This is a genomic window from Moraxella sp. CTOTU46711 (assembly GCF_031975715.1).
GTDB lineage: Bacteria > Pseudomonadota > Gammaproteobacteria > Pseudomonadales > Moraxellaceae > Faucicola.
In genome coordinates this window covers 78,405-94,607 of sequence record NZ_DALYMP010000004.1, presented here as the reverse complement: position 1 = coordinate 94,607, position 16,203 = coordinate 78,405, and the positions used below count along the sequence as shown (strand labels likewise).

General features: G+C 44.7%; 11 protein-coding genes and 4 tRNA genes. 5 read left to right on the top strand and 10 right to left on the bottom strand.

Annotated features, from left to right (window positions below; all coding sequences use genetic code 11):
• Positions 1-104: 104 nt before the first annotated feature.
• Positions 105-180 (bottom strand) — tRNA-Arg (locus RTJ53_RS07420).
• A gap of 287 nt (positions 181-467) precedes the next feature.
• Here RTJ53_RS07420 and RTJ53_RS07415 point away from each other — a divergent pair.
• The 5 genes from RTJ53_RS07415 to nagZ all read left to right on the top strand — a co-directional run bounded on the left by RTJ53_RS07415 (position 468) and on the right by nagZ (position 5,012).
• Positions 468-1,061 (top strand): c-type cytochrome, encoded by a 594-nt coding sequence (locus RTJ53_RS07415; RefSeq protein ID WP_159769166.1) that lies wholly within the window; start codon positions 468-470, stop codon positions 1,059-1,061.
• A 159-nt stretch (positions 1,062-1,220) separates the two neighbouring features.
• The gene (locus RTJ53_RS07410; protein ID WP_312276474.1) at positions 1,221-2,180 is read left to right on the top strand and encodes an ABC transporter ATP-binding protein; all 960 of its coding nucleotides are present in this window, start codon (positions 1,221-1,223) and stop codon (positions 2,178-2,180) included.
• A 1-nt stretch (position 2,181) separates the two neighbouring features.
• Entirely contained in the window at positions 2,182-2,955 is a 774-nt protein-coding gene (locus RTJ53_RS07405; RefSeq protein ID WP_050324015.1) for an ABC transporter permease, read from the top strand.
• A gap of 29 nt (positions 2,956-2,984) precedes the next feature.
• Positions 2,985-3,836, top strand: a complete 852-nt coding sequence (gene queF / locus RTJ53_RS07400; protein WP_312276473.1) for an NADPH-dependent 7-cyano-7-deazaguanine reductase QueF — start codon at positions 2,985-2,987, stop codon at positions 3,834-3,836.
• Positions 3,837-3,971: 135 nt separating this feature from the next.
• Positions 3,972-5,012, top strand: coding sequence for a beta-N-acetylhexosaminidase (gene nagZ, locus RTJ53_RS07395; protein ID WP_312276472.1), 1,041 nt, complete (start codon positions 3,972-3,974; stop codon positions 5,010-5,012).
• Between the two features lie 131 nt (positions 5,013-5,143).
• Here the strand turns inward: nagZ and RTJ53_RS07390 are convergent, their stop codons facing one another.
• The 9 genes from RTJ53_RS07390 to gltB all read right to left on the bottom strand — a co-directional run bounded on the left by RTJ53_RS07390 (position 5,144) and on the right by gltB (position 15,984).
• Complete coding sequence (locus RTJ53_RS07390) at positions 5,144-5,698, bottom strand: hypothetical protein (protein ID WP_312276471.1); 555 nt, start codon at positions 5,696-5,698, stop codon at positions 5,144-5,146.
• A gap of 273 nt (positions 5,699-5,971) precedes the next feature.
• A tRNA-His gene (locus tag RTJ53_RS07385) sits at positions 5,972-6,047 on the bottom strand.
• Positions 6,048-6,078: 31 nt separating this feature from the next.
• Positions 6,079-6,152 (bottom strand) — tRNA-Arg (locus RTJ53_RS07380).
• A gap of 62 nt (positions 6,153-6,214) precedes the next feature.
• Positions 6,215-6,291: transfer RNA gene (locus tag RTJ53_RS07375), tRNA-Pro, on the bottom strand.
• A gap of 153 nt (positions 6,292-6,444) precedes the next feature.
• Positions 6,445-7,566 (bottom strand): quinolinate synthase NadA, encoded by a 1,122-nt coding sequence (gene nadA / locus RTJ53_RS07370; protein ID WP_312276543.1) that lies wholly within the window; start codon positions 7,564-7,566, stop codon positions 6,445-6,447.
• A 205-nt stretch (positions 7,567-7,771) separates the two neighbouring features.
• Positions 7,772-9,211 carry a lipopolysaccharide biosynthesis protein gene (locus tag RTJ53_RS07365; RefSeq protein WP_312276470.1) on the bottom strand — a complete coding sequence of 480 codons (1,440 nt, stop codon included), beginning with the start codon at positions 9,209-9,211 and terminating at the stop codon, positions 7,772-7,774.
• Between the two features lie 33 nt (positions 9,212-9,244).
• Positions 9,245-9,793, bottom strand: coding sequence for a tyrosine-protein phosphatase (locus tag RTJ53_RS07360; RefSeq protein WP_128680624.1), 549 nt, complete (start codon positions 9,791-9,793; stop codon positions 9,245-9,247).
• A gap of 149 nt (positions 9,794-9,942) precedes the next feature.
• Positions 9,943-11,364: an FAD-dependent oxidoreductase gene (locus tag RTJ53_RS07355; protein WP_312276469.1), complete on the bottom strand. Its 1,422-nt coding sequence runs from the start codon at positions 11,362-11,364 to the stop codon at positions 9,943-9,945.
• 150 nt (positions 11,365-11,514) lie between these two features.
• Positions 11,515-15,984, bottom strand: a complete 4,470-nt coding sequence (gene gltB, locus RTJ53_RS07350; protein WP_312276468.1) for a glutamate synthase large subunit — start codon at positions 15,982-15,984, stop codon at positions 11,515-11,517.
• Positions 15,985-16,203: the final 219 nt, after the last annotated feature.

Sequence of the window (16,203 nt, the reverse complement as noted above, 5' to 3'; positions counted from 1 at the left end):
TATCAAGCATAAAACAATCAATGACAATGAGGTAAACTAAAGGGCAGATGATAGTGAATTTATCAATAGAGTTAATTTTTTAGATTAAGGATGAAATCAAGAAATGGTGCGCTCGGCGGGACTCGAACCCACGCCACAGGCTTCGGAGACCTGTACTCTATCCAGTTGAGCTACGAACGCTTATTGGTATTGAAAAAAAGCAGTGGGCTATTTTAGCAAACTTTTCGTGCAATAAGCAAATCATCAAAATCACTGCCAAAAACTGCTCGGCAAAGTTGATAGCACATATCAAATAAGCATAGCTTTTTCAGATAATTTTCCCTTATAATAGTATGGAAAATAAATCTGTGTAACATTTATCGCATCAATATTGCATCAACCGATACAATCGAGCAATCTAATGGCTCGATTACTCGTTTTAAAAGTATTACGATAATTTAATTCACCTGTTTGAGAGAACGTGACGAATGAAAAAAGTAGTGATGTTATCAGCGGTTACTATGCTAAGTCTTGCGGGTATCGCTGTCAGCCAAGCTGAGGATAAAGCCAGTGCCCCCGCAGCGGCATCAGCTACCGCTAGCGCTTCAAGTACCGCGACTGCCTCAAGTACTGCAACTGCTTCAGCACCTGCATCCTCTGCCGCTCCTGCAAAAAAGGCAGCAGAAAAAGCACCTGAAGATCCACCTCAAGTTGCAAAATTGGTTGCATTATACCCAAATCTAATCGCACGTATTGCCCCCCAAGGTAAAGTTTGTTTTGAAGGTAAAGAATGTGATATCACTATTGCCGCTGCATTAGGCGCCGCTGATCCAAACAAACCACGTGAAGGCAAAGTGATTTATGAAGGTGTTTGCCATACTTGTCACGCAGCAGGTCTGTTAGGTGCACCAAAATTTGGTGACAAAGGCGCTTGGGGTCCCCGTATCGCTAAAGGTACCGCTACCCTTCACCAACACGCGCTACAGGGCTTTAACGCCATGCCAGCCAAAGGTGGTAACGCTGATTTGCTCGATGTGGAAGTGACCAACGCGGTTGATTATATGGTGTCTCAAGCCAAATAATCATTTTTAGCCCAGATGAAGCCTATCAACTGATAGGCTTTTTTAATTGTATCATTGATATAATTTAGCTTAACCGCTATAAACTTAGTTCACTCAAATCTTTAAACTGTCTAACCCACCCCCATTAAGGTCTCACCTTTAACCAGAACCTGCATTGCTATGGCAAACTTTGACACTACCATCCCTGCTCTAAAAATCACCCAGCTTACCAAAACCTACCCAAATGGTTTTGCAGCACTCAAAGGCATTGATTTGACCGTACCCCAAGGTGGATTTTTTGCCCTACTTGGTCCCAATGGTGCGGGTAAATCCACCACCATTGGTATTATCAGCTCGCTATTTAAACCCACCTCAGGCTCGGTAGAAATTTTTGGGGTAGATTTGCTTAAACAGCCTGCCAAAGCCAAGCAATTCTTAGGCGTAGTGCCGCAAGAATTTAACTTTATGCAGTTTGAAAAAATCGAAGATATTTTGATTGCCCAAGCAGGTTATTTTGGCATACCTGCCAAGGAATCTCGCCCGCGTGCCGAAAAACTCCTTAAAGCATTGGGGCTTTGGGAAAAACGCGACGACAAAGCGCGTATGCTCTCTGGCGGTATGAAACGCCGTTTGATGATTGCGCGTGCTTTAATGCACCGTCCCAAACTGCTGATTTTGGATGAGCCGACTGCAGGGGTCGATATTGAACTGCGCCGCTCGATGTGGGATTTTATGCAGCAAATTAACACGGAAGAAGGCACGACCATTATTTTAACCACCCATTACCTAGAAGAAGCTGAGCAGCTGTGTAAAAATATTGCTATCCTTGACCAGGGTGAAATTCGTATCAATACCGATATGAAAAGTTTGCTTACCAGCCTTGATGTGGAAAGCTTTGTGTTTGATTTGGCGCAACCTTATTCCGCACCCATTGCTTTAACCAATGTGGTAAAAACCAAGCAGCCAGACCCGTTGACCCTTGAAGTCACGCTCAAAAAAGGCGACAGTTTAAATGATGTCTTTGCCCAGTTAAATGCTCAAAATATTCAGGTAGCGAGTATGCGTAACAAAGCCAATCGCCTTGAAGAGTTGTTTTTGGGGATTGTTGAAAATAATTTGACTGAAAAATTGGAGAATTAACATGGATTTTCAGCACCAGTTGGTTGCATTTAACACCTTGTTAGTCAAAGAAATCCGCCGAATTCTTCGTATTTGGCCACAGACGCTGTTGCCCCCTGCTATCACTATGAGTTTATATTTTATCATCTTTGGTAAAATGATTGGCGCTCGGGTTGGCGATATGGGCGGTGTCTCCTACATGCAGTTTATCGTCCCTGGCTTGATTATGATGTCGGTGATTACCAATAGCTACTCCAATGTGGTATCGAGTTTTTTTGCCACCAAGTTTCATGGTAATATCGAAGAGATGCTGGTCAGTCCGATTTCTAAACATACCATTTTACTAGGCTTTATCGCGGGCGGTTTGTTTCGGGGGTTGACCATTGGCGCGATTGTGACGATGCTTGCGTTGTTTTTTACTCAGTTATCACTGGTGCATGCGTTTGTCACGATTTTTACCGTGGTGATGACATCGGCATTATTTTCACTGGGCGGTATGATTAATGCGGTATTTGCGCGCTCGTTTGATGATATTTCCATCGTACCCAGTTTTGTGTTGACACCCTTGACGTATCTGGGCGGCGTGTTTTATTCACTTAAAGATTTATCGGGATTTTGGCAAAACATATCGCTACTAAACCCCATTGTTTATATGGTCAATGCTTTTCGCTATGGTATTTTGGGTCATTCAGATGTCAATGTATGGTCATCTTTGGTGGCGATTGGGATTTTTACCGCGATATTTTATGGTATTGCGTATTATCTTTTAGCAGATGGCTCACGCGTTCGTTTATAACTTAGATAACTTAGTTAAATTAAAAAAATATGAAACCACTTGAAACTCACGGTATTTTGGGTCAATCCACCAGCTACCCAAAAACCTACGCCCCCGATATACTTTACCCCATCCCTCGCGCATTAGGACGAGCAAACCTAGCGCTGCCTGCTGACGCCTTAAGTATCGGCATGGACTGGTGGCAGGTTTTTGAGATGTCTTGGCTTAACTCGCACGGTATATCACAGGTGGCAATGGCGCGCCTTGCCATCCCTGCCACATCAGACTACATTGTCGAATCAAAATCGCTCAAACTTTATTTTAATAGCCTAAATTTCACTGAATTTGACAATCAACAAGCTGTTAAAGCAGCGGTGGAAAAAGATTTATCCGCTTGTCTAAAAACCGATGTGACGCTTGAGATTTTTGAGGTAAATATTGCAAATAGCCTACCCATCAGCGCGCCACAGGGTGACTGCATTGATAACGCGTTGGATAGTAGCGATAAAAAAATCGCCATTGTCAGTGATGTCGATCCTTCAAGCTTGACCGTTGCCCATCAAGGCGCCTCTGATAGCCAGTTACAAATCTTGCATTCGCATCTGCTGCGTTCAAACTGCCCTGTCACCAATCAACCAGATTGGGGAACACTGGAGATTCAGATAGATAGCCAACCGATTGACCGAGCAGGACTGCTTGAGTATATTTTGAGCTTTCGTCAGCATAATGGCTTTCATGAACAATGCGTTGAGCAGATTTTTAGTGATTTAACCCAAGCCTTTGCACCAAAAACGCTCATGGTACGCGCATGGTACACACGCCGCGGCGGGATTGATATCAATCCTTGTCGGGTGAGTGATATCAGTTTGTTGCCGCCACCGTCACGGCTCAACCGTCAGTAATAATCGCTAATAATAATCGCCAGTAAGCTAGTCGCATTTTTAACAAAAAAAGCGTATGCTATGTTTTTTCAAAATTTTTCTGCCGCCAACTATATCTAACAGTTGGCGGCAAGCAATACCCAGAAGGATTACCGCATGCAAGCAGTCGGTCAACTCATGCTCGATATTGAAGGCACAGCGCTTAGCCTAGCAGATAAAGCACTGCTAAGCCAACCGGAAGTTGGCGGCGTGATTTTGTTTGGGCGCAATGTAGAAAGCCCTGAGCAAGTACGCGAACTGACCGATAGTATGCGTGCCATCAAACCCAATATTCTAATTGCCGTTGACCAAGAAGGTGGACGTGTCGCTCGCTTGCGCGCGGGTTTTTCGCCGCTACCTGCGATGGGTAAACTTGGTGAAAGGTTTGAGCATGACCCGATCACTGCGCTTGATCTGGCTTATTGCGCAGGCTATTTGATGGCAAGCGAAGTCTTAGCGGTTGGGATTGATTTTAGTTTTGCGCCTGTACTTGATATCAATGGGGAGAGCCGCGTGATTGGTGATCGCGCGTTTCACGCCCATCCGATTGCAATCACTGCCTTATCTGCTGAATTCATGCGTGGGATGAAGCTTGCCGGAATGGCAACCACGGGCAAGCATTTTCCCGGTCATGGCTCAGTTGCACCGGATTCTCATGTGGATGATGCCACCGATGAGCGCAGTTATGATGAGATTCGCCAATACGATATGCAGCCATTTATTCGCAATAAGCCGCTACTAGATGCGCTCATGCCCGCTCATGTGGTCTTTAGCACAGTTGATAACAAACCTGCAGGGTTTTCATCGATTTGGCTGCAGCAAATTATTCGTGGCAAACTAGGGTTTAATGGGGTATTGTTCTCCGATGACCTGTCGATGAAAGCGGCACATGTTGCAGGTGATGCAGGTGACCGTATTGCGGCTGCTTTAACGGCAGGTTGCGACATGGGATTATTGTGTAATGACCGCCCTGCCGCGTTGGTCGCGCTTGAGCGTTTGCAAAAAGAGCCGACACTGCTCAATACCACCAGCCAACATCGGTTATCTAGCATGAAAGGCAATATCAAAGGTTGGCGGGGCTCACTGGCTGACTCAGCCAAAGACTGGTCACATTGGCAAAGCAGTCAGCGTAAGGTGCTAGAAAATTTCTTTGCATAACTTTGCTTGAAACAAGAAAATTTAAAACGAGCAACTTTCAAAAAAACAAATTCAAAAAAAGCAACGCGGCAACGTTGCTTTTTTTATGGCTACTTTCTTATAGCTAATTTTTATAGCTACTTTTTGACTCATCAATTGACATAGCGTAATTGACCTATCATTTTTTGCAGATGCTCACTACTTAATTGACTCCAGATGTTATAAAAACAGTCATTGTTAAGCACGAGGTAAGCCAGCATTTTACCCTGTGGGTTATTGCCTTCTCGCCCAAGCGTCACATAACTGCCATCAGCATAGTTTTTACGATATGCCCAGCCCTGATACAAGTCACGCTTAGACGTCGTACCGGCGTTGGCTATACCGTAAGCACTGCGTAAAGGCTTGCCTTTATAGTTTTTCAAATCATACGCCACTGCAAAGCCACCTGAAAAATTGGCAGCGCGTGATTGTGCAGTCTTGACGTTCATTGACGAATGATTAGCAATAGCTAAAATTGGGCAATATTTATAATCAGATTGTCGCCATTGCTGTTGGTAAATTGGGCTAACTTGGGTACTTTTGAGTGACGCATGCGATTGCCAAGGCGATTTTGGCAGCCTAGTAGCCGCTTGGGCAGTATTAGCAAGTAAGTTAACAAGTAAGCAAGCACTTATAGCAAAGCTGGTCACAGCGAGTTGATGACACATAGCGTTACATCGTTTCATATTCAGGGTCTCACGCCATTTTATTTTAGGTTTTTTATCAGGTAAAGTTACGCTATTGGCAATTTACCTTTACAAGCTTATCTTTTAGTACACTATATGACCCTAGTATATAAAATAGATAATAGTTCATCCTAAAAAAGTGTAGCACAACCGTTGTTTTTTATAACAAATTTGCAAACGTAATAAATACACAAGATAATAGATAGGGCATAAAAAAAGCCCTTAATTCATTGAATTAAGGGCTTTTTTTGAATATGGGGCGAATGATGGGACTCGAACCCACGACAACCGAGATCACAACCCGGGGCTCTACCAACTGAGCTACATCCGCCATAAGGTAGGTTTTACAGACTAGCAAAATGCGCGCCTGACAGGATTCGAACCTGTGACCACCCACTTAGAAGGCGGGTGCTCTATCCAACTGAGCTACAGGCGCATAAAAAAAGCCTGCTCGGCTCTTGATTTATCTGTTTAACTTGGGTAAGTGTAAAAGATAAATGGTCGGAGTGAAAGGATTCGAACCTTCGACCCCCTGGTCCCAAACCAGGTGCACTACCAAGCTGTGCTACACTCCGATTGCCTAACTAGGCTTTAATTGTTACTTCAATACCTTAGCAATGGTGAGCTTAAAGGCTATCATCGCTAAGTGGTGCGTATATTAAAGCAAGTTAGTTAGGCTGTCAACGACTTTTTTCAATATTTTAAAAACAGACGATGGTTGTTGATGCCTATCTTTTGAGCGTGGCGCCAAACGCGAGCATTCGATCTAGGGGTTTTTTAGCTTGTTCGATTAGCTGCGCATCAACAAAAATCTCGTGCGGTATGGCGTCAGGCGTGCCTACTTTCTCCAGTGCATGGATGATTTGGTCTAAATCATTCATCGCCATCCACGGGCAGTGCGCACATGAACGACAGGTTGCACCTTCCCCACGCGTCGGCGCTTCGATAAACACCTTATCTGGCGCCGCTTGCTGCATTTTATAAAAAATACCGCGATCCGTTGCGACGATGAACATCTTGTGCGGCAGGGTTTGCGCCGCTTTAATCAGCTGACTGGTGCTACCGACGGCATCTGCCATTTGGGTCATCTCAATGGGTGATTCTGGGTGTACCAATACGGCGGCATCGGGGTACATCTCTTTCATGGTTTTTAGGCTGCGGCTACGGAATTCTTCATGCACGATGCAAGCACCATCCCACAGTAGCATATCTGCGCCCACTTTTTGCTGGATATAACGCCCCAAATGCTGGTCAGGTGCCCAAATGATTTTTTCACCTTGGCTGTCTAGATGGTCAATGAGCTCAACCGCGATACTCGATGTCACCACCCAATCTGCCCGCGCTTTAACAGCCGCTGAGGTATTGGCATACACGACTACAGTACGGTCAGGATGTTGGTCACAAAACGCGCTAAAGTCTTCAATCGGGCAACCCAAATCTAGTGAGCAAGTGGCTTCTAGCGTTGGCATTAATACCGTTTTTGCTGGGCTTAGGATTTTAGCAGTCTCACCCATGAATTTGACACCTGCAACAATCAGCACATCGGCATCACTATCACGCCCAAACCTTGCCATCTCTAAACTATCCGACACGATACCGCCTGTGGCTTCGGCAATTGCTTGGATTTTTGGGTCGGTGTAATAGTGAGCAATCAACGTGGCATTATGCTGTTTTAACAAATCGGCAATGCGCTGTTTTTTTTCTGCAAATTCGGCATCGTCAATCTGAATATCTTGGGGTATACCCAGTTTATCGAGATGTTGTTTGACAATGTCTTTGGCAGACACTGCTACCAGTTGTTCATTATTCGCTAATAGAGGATTGGCTAGCTGGGTAGTTGCTTGTGGCATACTTGATTGTTGCATGAAAAACTCCTTCTCATGAGATGACTTACCCATGTCTATCACAGGTAAGTAGCAATTCATTGATTCTCCTGCTGTTACTATAGCAAACTTTTTTGCGCAAGGTGAATCAATTGCGACTAGTAATTGATATAAGGGTAATTTGGCTAAATTAAATACTGGGACCAATTAAAATCTTATTATGGCTCAATCATTATGCTTTTGCCTTTACCAAACGTTTTAATAGCGCGCGCTCGCTATAGCCCATTAAGCCAATATAGACCAGTAATAAGGTATTGGATAACCAAAAATTCATTTGAAAAGCACTGACGATTATCACGCTAAACAGCATCAGCGTGCCCAAAAAGAAAACGATTTTTTTGGTTTGGTAAGGTATCGGATAAAAATGCTGTCCAAGCGCGTACGATACTACCATCATGAGGAAGTAAACAAAAAGCGTCACCCACGCCGACACCATAAAGCCGTATTGTTTTAAAAACAGCATATGGAGCAAAATGGTCAGTCCTGCCCCAAGCCATGAAATGGCTGAGCCAATCCCAGTACGGTCAGTTACCTTATACCAAGTTGATAGATTGTAATAAATCCCAAAACATAGGTTTGCAATGACGATAATCGGCACGATATTAATCGCTGTCCAATAACTGGGATCGGTGATAAATAACCGTTTGAGCCATGAAATATTGGCAATAATTCCAAGCGCCACCACCGATGCAAATAAAGCAAAGTACTCTGTCATCATGGCATAAGTATGTTTGGCATTGGCATGGTGCATTTGTTTGAATAAAAACGGCTCAATCCCCATCCGATACGCGGTCACAAACAAAGTCATTAATACTGCTAATTTGTAGCAGCCACCGTATGCCCCCGCATCGCCTTTATCAATCATATAATATTGAATGATTTTATCGAAGTTTTCATTCACCATAAACGCCAACCCTGCCAGCATGACCGGATAAGAATAGCGAATCATACGTTTGAACAAGGCTTTATCAAAATGTAAGCGCACTTTTTTGATAATTGGAAACAGCATCATAAAAGTGGCGAGACTGGCAACTAAATTGGCGAAAAACGGATACGCCACTTGCTCGGTCAAACCGAAACTTTTGGCAGCCTCAATGGGCACAAAGCGAAATAGCGCAATGACCACCACAGTTTGTATCAAAATTGACACCACACGCACCACCGAATACTTCACAGGCTGGTTATGATAACGTAGCCAAGCAAACGGAATGGTACAAATCGCATCAAAAAATGCAATCCAAGCAAACCAGCGCAAAAATTCGGGGTGATTGCCATAATCCATCAGGATTGATAACGGATTGCTAAAGAGCAACACCATGACCAAAAAACTGCCTGCCAACATGCCAATAAACCAAAACGCCGTGCTAAACACATTTTTTTCGGCGGCGCCTGTTTTATCTTCTCCTGAAAAGCGAAAATAAGATGTTTCAAAACCAAAAGTGAGCACAATATTGATAAAAGCAATCCAGGCATATAGGCTGGTAAAGATAGCAAAGGCTTCTTTATCGATGTAATTGATATACAACGGATTGAGTAAAAAGGTAATGACACGGGGTAAAATCGCACCGATACCATAGATAATGGTTTCACCTAACAGTCGTTTGATATTCACAGGCTATCCAAAGTTAATGTCGCTTGATGGGTTTTAAGGTTGGCTAATAATAGGCTTTTGGCGTTGTAGCGCTAACAAGGCGTGTTGCACTTCTTGCACTTTTTTCTCGGTCAATAAATTGCTGATATTAATCCAAATCCAGTGAAAGCCATACCCGCCGTCCTGCATTTCTATTTTGGCATGCTCAATCGTCCAGTTTTGTACCAAAATGCGATACATAGCAACGGTAATACCCGTGCGATCTGAGCCATGATAACAATGCACGAGCACCTTGTCGCCACGTGCTTGGTGCCACAAAATATCATACAAAATTTCAGCAAGTTGCTGCGGCTTAATCGCCCAAGTCATCAATGGGTGATTGATAAAGGTTAGCGGTAAATTGGCTAAATTTTCTTCGTTATCATCGCGATCAAAAAATCGTAAATTGATAAGGGTATTGATGCCGTATTGCTGGATAATACCGATATCATCGGGCGTCAGCTGCTCACTACGAAACAGCTGCTCATCGATTTGATAAAGATTGGCATGTTGACACCGTAATTTTGCCCAAGTAGCGGGACGAAAATGCTGCGCAAATGGCATGTCATTGACCTAATAGTATGATGAATTTATGCGACATAATAGCCCAAAGTGGACAAAAACGCACCGAAATTTACCTGTAAAAAAACCCAATCAACATTGGGTTTTTTTGGCGTAATTAACAGCAATTCTTAGCTAAAGAAGGTTCACGCTTAAACATCTAGGTAATCTAGGATACCTTTAGCGGCCTCGCGACCTTCCCAAATCGCCGTTACCACCAAGTCTGAACCCCGTACCATATCGCCACCTGCGAAGATTTTTGGATTCTTAGTTTGATATTTATAGGTTTGTAACTCAGGCGCGATCACCCGTCCGCTATTATCCATCTCGATGCCTTGGGTGGTAAACCAATCAGCAGGGCTGGTACGGAAACCAAATGCCATAATCACCGCATCGGCTGGCAAGATTTCTTCTGAATTGGGAATAGGCTCTGGGCTACGGCGACCACGGTTATCGGGTTCGCCAAGCTTAGTGGTCACCACTTTAACACCGGTTACTTTACCGTTTAAACCGATAATTTCAATCGGCTGACGGTTAAATAAAAACTGTACGCCTTCTTCACGCGCGTTACGAACTTCACGGCGTGAGCCTGGCATATTCTCTTCATCACGGCGATAGGCACAAGTCACAGTAGTTGCACCTTGGCGGATACTGGTACGGTTACAGTCCATAGCAGTATCACCACCGCCAAGGACGACCACTTTTTTACCTTGTAAGTCGATGTACTCTTGTGGGTTCGTTTCCCAACCTTGGCAGCGGTTGACGTTTGCGATTAAGAAATCAAGCGCATCATACACGCCAGATAACTCTTCACCGGCATAACCGCCACGCATATAGGTATAGGTACCCATACCCATAAACACCGCGTCATACTCAGAGAGTAATTCATCAATGGTGACATCTTTACCAATTTCGGTATTTAAACGAAATTCAATGCCCATGCTTTCGAACACTTCGCGGCGACGACGCATGACATTTTTTTCCATTTTAAACTCTGGAATACCAAAGGTCAGTAGTCCGCCAATTTCAGGGCGTTTGTCAAATACCACAGGTTTGACGCCATTACGAACCAATATGTCAGCACAGCCAAGACCCGCAGGACCTGCGCCAATCACCGCAACTTTTTTATCCGTCCAAGTCACACCGCTCATATCTGGACGCCAGCCTAGCGCAAATGCAGTATCGGTGATGTATTTTTCCACGTTCCCAATGGTGACCGCCCCAAAGCCGTCATTGAGGGTACAAGCCCCTTCACACAGACGGTCTTGGGGACATACTCGCCCACAGACTTCTGGCAACGTGTTGGTTTGGTGGCATAAATCTGCCGCTTGGAAAATATGACCTTCGGTAGCCAGTTTTAGCCAGTTTGGAATGTAGTTGTGAACGGGACATTTCCATTCACAGTAAGGGTTGCCACATTCAAGACAACGGTGCGCTTGGTCCGTCACCTTGTCTTGCTCAAATGGATAGTAAATCTCAACAAACTCGTGAGTACGGGTATTAATGTCTTTTTTTGAAGGGTCGACACGTGCGACGTCTAAAAACTGAAAATCGTTGTGTAATCGTTTTGCCATGCCACAATGCTCCTAAGTGAGTGGTATCCAGCGATTCACTGTATACCGACCTGCTTGACAGCGAACTTTTAAAATTTAAGTTAAAGGTAGAGCGCTGGTCACGCGCTACCTTTAGCAATCCAATATCATCAAATTATGCTACACAATCGCTTATTGTGGGTCTGCCATGGTCGTTTTTAGTAGCGAAGTAATGTTCGCGGCTTTTGGTTTGACCAAATAGAACTTACGAACATAATGCTCAAAGTCGTCAAGGATGGTTTGACCCCATTGGCTACCTGTTTTTGCCACGTGTGTTTTGATAATCGACATCAAGTTGATACGGTGATTTTCTGTTTGCTCACTTGAGATACGATGCATATCGATAAGCTCATGGTTACAACGGTCAAAGAAATCGCCATCTAAGTCAAGTACATAAGCAAAACCGCCTGTCATACCAGCACCGAAGTTTAGCCCTGTTTTACCCAACACCGTCACTACACCACCCGTCATGTATTCACAGCAGTGGTCACCGGTACCTTCAACCACCGCAAAACAACCTGAATTACGAACCGCAAAACGTTCACCGGCAGTACCTGCCGCATACAGATGACCGCTTGTGGCACCATACAGACAGGTGTTACCGATGATAGCGGTTTGCTGGCTAGCAAACGTCGAGCCTTTTGGTGGGTAAATCACGATTTCACCCCCTGCCATGCCTTTACCTACGTAGTCGTTGGCATCCCCTTCAAGCTTAATGTTTAAGCCGCCTGCATTCCACACACCTAAACTTTGACCCGCAGTGCCGGTTAAGTGCAAGTTGATTGGCGCGCTTGCCATACCGTTGTTGCCATGCAGCGCAGCAATCTCCCCTGAGATACGCGCACCGATAGAACGGTCACAGTTGCCAATACGATAGCTAAAGTCACCGCCTTTAGCTGATTTGATGGTATCCATCATATCGATAACCATTTGTTCAGCGAGCAAGCCTTTGTCAAATGGCTCATTGCGCTCAACTTGGCAGGTTTGTGGTTTGCCATCGCCTTTGCTATGGGTAAATAATAACGGCGCTAAGTTTAGGTGTTGTTGCTTGTTGGTGGTGCCTGACATGACTGATAGTAAGTCGGTGCGACCCACAAGCTCTTCCATTGAGCGTACGCCCAATGCCGCCAACCATTCACGGGTTTCTTGTGCCACAAATCTAAAGAAATTAATCAGCATTTCGGCTTCACCGATAAAATGCTCATCGCGCAGTTCTGATTTTTGCGTTGCCACACCCGTTGGACAGTTGTTTAAGTGACAGATACGCAAGTATTTACAGCCTACGGCAATCATCGGCGTGGTACCGAAACCGAAGCTTTCCGCCCCCAAGATTGCTGCTTTTACGACATCCAAACCCGTTTTTAGACCACCATCTGTTTGCACGCGTACTTTATGACGTAACCCGTTGACACGAAGCGATTGATGCGCTTCAGATAAACCTAGTTCCCAAGGCGAGCCAGCGTAGTGAATTGATGATAAAGGTGATGCGGCTGTACCACCGTCATAACCCGAAATAGTAATCAAATCGGCATACGCTTTTGCCACACCTGTTGCAATGGTACCTACACCTGGTCGAGACACCAATTTGACTGACACAAGCGCGTTTGGATTGACTTGTTTTAAGTCAAAAATTAGCTGCGCCAAGTCCTCAATCGAATAAATATCATGATGCGGTGGCGGTGAAATCAAGGTCACACCTGGCACTGAGTAACGCAAACGCGCAATTAAGCTATTTACTTTACCACCGGGTAACTGACCGCCTTCACCAGGTTTTGCCCCCTGCGCGATTTTAATCTGCATGACTTCTGCAGAACGCAAGTAAGCCGGCGTAACCCCAAAACGACCTGAGGCGACTTGTTTGATTTTTGAGTTACGAATCGTGCCATAACGCGTGGGATCTTCACCGCCCTCACCCGAGTTTGAACGTCCGCCAATCGTGTTCATCGCGGTTGCAATCGCCTCGTGTGCTTCTGGTGACAAGGCGCCTAATGACATACCTGCTGAGTCAAAGCGTTTTAGGATTTGTTCAATGGGCTCAACGTCATCAACACTGATGGATTTGCTAGTATCTAACTGCAGCAAATCACGTAACGTCGCTACAGGGCGGCTGTTGACAATCGACGCATATTCTTTGTAGTTGTCGTAGTCGCCCGTGCGTACCGCTTTATGTAGCGCTTGAATCACATCTGGGTTGAAGGCGTGGTATTCTTTGTTAAAGACAAATTTTAACAAGCCGCCTTGGTCAAGCGGTACACGTTTGGTAAAGGCGTTTTTTGCCAAGATTTGTTGGTCAATCGCCAAATCTTCAAACGTGGCACCTGAGATACGGCTTTCAACCCCAGTAAAACAAAGCTCAACCACTTCTTCTGATAAACCCACGGCTTCAAACAATTGCGCGCCGCGGTAAGAAGAGACGGTCGAAATACCCATTTTTGATAGGATTTTTAATAAGCCTTTATCCAAGCTTTTGCGGAAGTTATTTTTGGCGTACAACGGGTCACCAAGCAAGTCGCCTTTATCGACCAAGTCTGCAATCACATTGTAAGCCAAGTATGGATAAACCGCGGTAGCACCAAACCCTAACAAGACCGCTAATTGGTGCGAATCACGTACCAAACCTGTTTCGATGATTAAGTTGGCATCTGCGCGTAAACCCACATTAATCAAGTGATGATGCACCGCACCGGTCACCATAATGGCATTGGCAGGTACTTTACCTTTTTCAATATTGCGGTCAGATAATACAATCAATACTTTACCTGCACGTACCGCTTCGGCAGCTTGCTCACAGATTTGTTTGATGGCATCTTCTAATGGCATTGATTCATCATAATTTAAATCAATGGTTTCAATTTCAAAACCTGGTTTTGTGACGCTGCGTAGTTGCATCATTTTGCTCGATGACAACACAGGCGATGACAACACGATACGGTTGGCGTGGTCTGGCGTGGGTTCAAAAATATTCTTTTCGCTACCCAAACAAGTTTCCAAAGACATCACAATCGCTTCGCGCAGAGGATCGATTGGTGGGTTAGTAACCTGAGCGAATTGTTGACGGAAGAAATCAGCCACGTGACGAACTTGTTTCGACAGTACCGCCATTGGGGTATCATCCCCCATTGAGCCAACGGCTTCTTGACCGTTTTCGGCTGAAGGACGGATGATTTCTGTGCGTTCTTCATTGGTGATATGAAACATTTTTTGCAGTGCTAACAGATTCTCGCCTGTTTCACGTTGCTCGTAAGCTTTTTCTTCTAGCTGTTCATCATCCCGTAGACGTACCGCATTTTCACGTAACCATAGGCGATATGGGTGGGCTTTTTTCAGCTGACGACCCACTGCTTTGGTATCCATGATGTTACCAGTTTCGGTGTCAATCACTAGCATTTGACCCGGTCCGACGCGACCTTTAGCAATCACGTCTTCAGGCTGATAATCCCAAGTGCCGATTTCTGAAGCGACGGTGATATAGCCATTTTTGGTAGTCACCCAACGTGATGGACGTAACCCATTGCGGTCAAGCATACAAACCGCATAGCGACCATCTTGGATCACTAGACCGGCTGGACCATCCCACGCTTCCATATGCTGTGAGTAAAACTCATAAAACGCCCGTAAATCCATGTCCATCGTGTCAACATTTTGCCAAGCGGGCGGCACGAGGATAGAAAGCGCACGGAATAGATCCATGCCCCCTGACACCAGTACTTCAAGCATATTGTCTAAGCTTGATGAGTCAGAGCCTACACGGTTGACGAGTGGCTGTAATTCTTGCAGCTCTGGAATCAAATCGGTCACAAATTTTGGTGTACGAGCGACTGCCCAGTCACGGTTACCATCAATCGTGTTTAATTCACCATTGTGGGCAAGATAGCGAAAAGGCTGTGCTAATGGCCATCTTGGCAGAGTATTGGTTGAGAAACGTTGGTGGAATACCACAATGTGTGACGCCAAACGTTCATCTTGTAAATCCAAGAAGAATGCGGGCAAATCGGCAGGCATGACCAAGCCTTTATAGATAACCACTTGTGAGGTCAATGAAGTCACATAAAATAATGGGTCATCTTTCAGTTCGATTTCTGCTTTGCGGCGTGCAACGAATAATTTACGGTTAAACGTTGCCTCGTCCATATTGATGGGGCAATTGACTAAAATTTGTTTAAAGCCTGGGAGTGATTCACGGGCAATGTCACCCACGATACTTAAATCAACCGGCACATCACGCCAGCCAGCGACTAGCAAACCTTGTGCTTCAATCGCTTCGCTTAGTGTATCTTGGCTATGCTGTGCTAATGCTTTGTCAAGGTTAACAAATACTGTACCGACGGCAAAAATTTCGTTTAGGGTAAAGCCATTGTCTGAAGCGATTTTTTTAAAAAATACTTTGGGCGTCGCAATCAATAGACCACAACCATCGCCTGTCTTACCATCGGCTGCCACGCCACCGCGGTGGGTCATACAGCTTAAACTATGAATCGCTGTTTGCACTAAGTCATGACTAGCTTCACCATGGGTATGCGCAATCAAACCAAACCCACAGTTGTCTTTGAACACATCGGGTTGGTAAAGATTATGCTGATCTGAATACTGATTTAAAGACATAAGCGTGTTCCCTTAACAAGCTGGTAGCAAAGAAATGGGCATACTATAAATATGTGCAATGTTTGCTATTGAATCATAAAAGATTGGAATAGATAACCGTCATGTTTGTTATCTATATGTACCATAAGAAATCAAAATGATACCCTTCGTTATATTAACGAAAAAGGGTGAAAAAATCCACTGTTATTTGAATCCCAAAACTAACCAACTCGTCTAAAG

Excerpts from the sequence above, each read along its gene's own strand:
- RTJ53_RS07390 (WP_312276471.1), bottom strand. The coding sequence starts at position 5,698 with ATGTGTCATCAACTCGCTGTGACCAGCTTTGCTATAAGTGCTTGCTTA.
- nadA (WP_312276543.1), bottom strand. The coding sequence starts at position 7,566 with ATGCCACAAGCAACTACCCAGCTAGCCAATCCTCTATTAGCGAATAAT.
- RTJ53_RS07360 (WP_128680624.1), bottom strand. The coding sequence starts at position 9,793 with ATGCCATTTGCGCAGCATTTTCGTCCCGCTACTTGGGCAAAATTACGG.
- RTJ53_RS07355 (WP_312276469.1), bottom strand. The coding sequence starts at position 11,364 with ATGGCAAAACGATTACACAACGATTTTCAGTTTTTAGACGTCGCACGT.
- RTJ53_RS07415 (WP_159769166.1), top strand. The coding sequence starts at position 468 with ATGAAAAAAGTAGTGATGTTATCAGCGGTTACTATGCTAAGTCTTGCG.
- RTJ53_RS07410 (WP_312276474.1), top strand. The coding sequence starts at position 1,221 with ATGGCAAACTTTGACACTACCATCCCTGCTCTAAAAATCACCCAGCTT.
- nagZ (WP_312276472.1), top strand. The coding sequence starts at position 3,972 with ATGCAAGCAGTCGGTCAACTCATGCTCGATATTGAAGGCACAGCGCTT.
- queF (WP_312276473.1), top strand. The coding sequence starts at position 2,985 with ATGAAACCACTTGAAACTCACGGTATTTTGGGTCAATCCACCAGCTAC.
- RTJ53_RS07405 (WP_050324015.1), top strand. The coding sequence starts at position 2,182 with ATGGATTTTCAGCACCAGTTGGTTGCATTTAACACCTTGTTAGTCAAA.
- gltB (WP_312276468.1), bottom strand. The coding sequence starts at position 15,984 with ATGTCTTTAAATCAGTATTCAGATCAGCATAATCTTTACCAACCCGAT.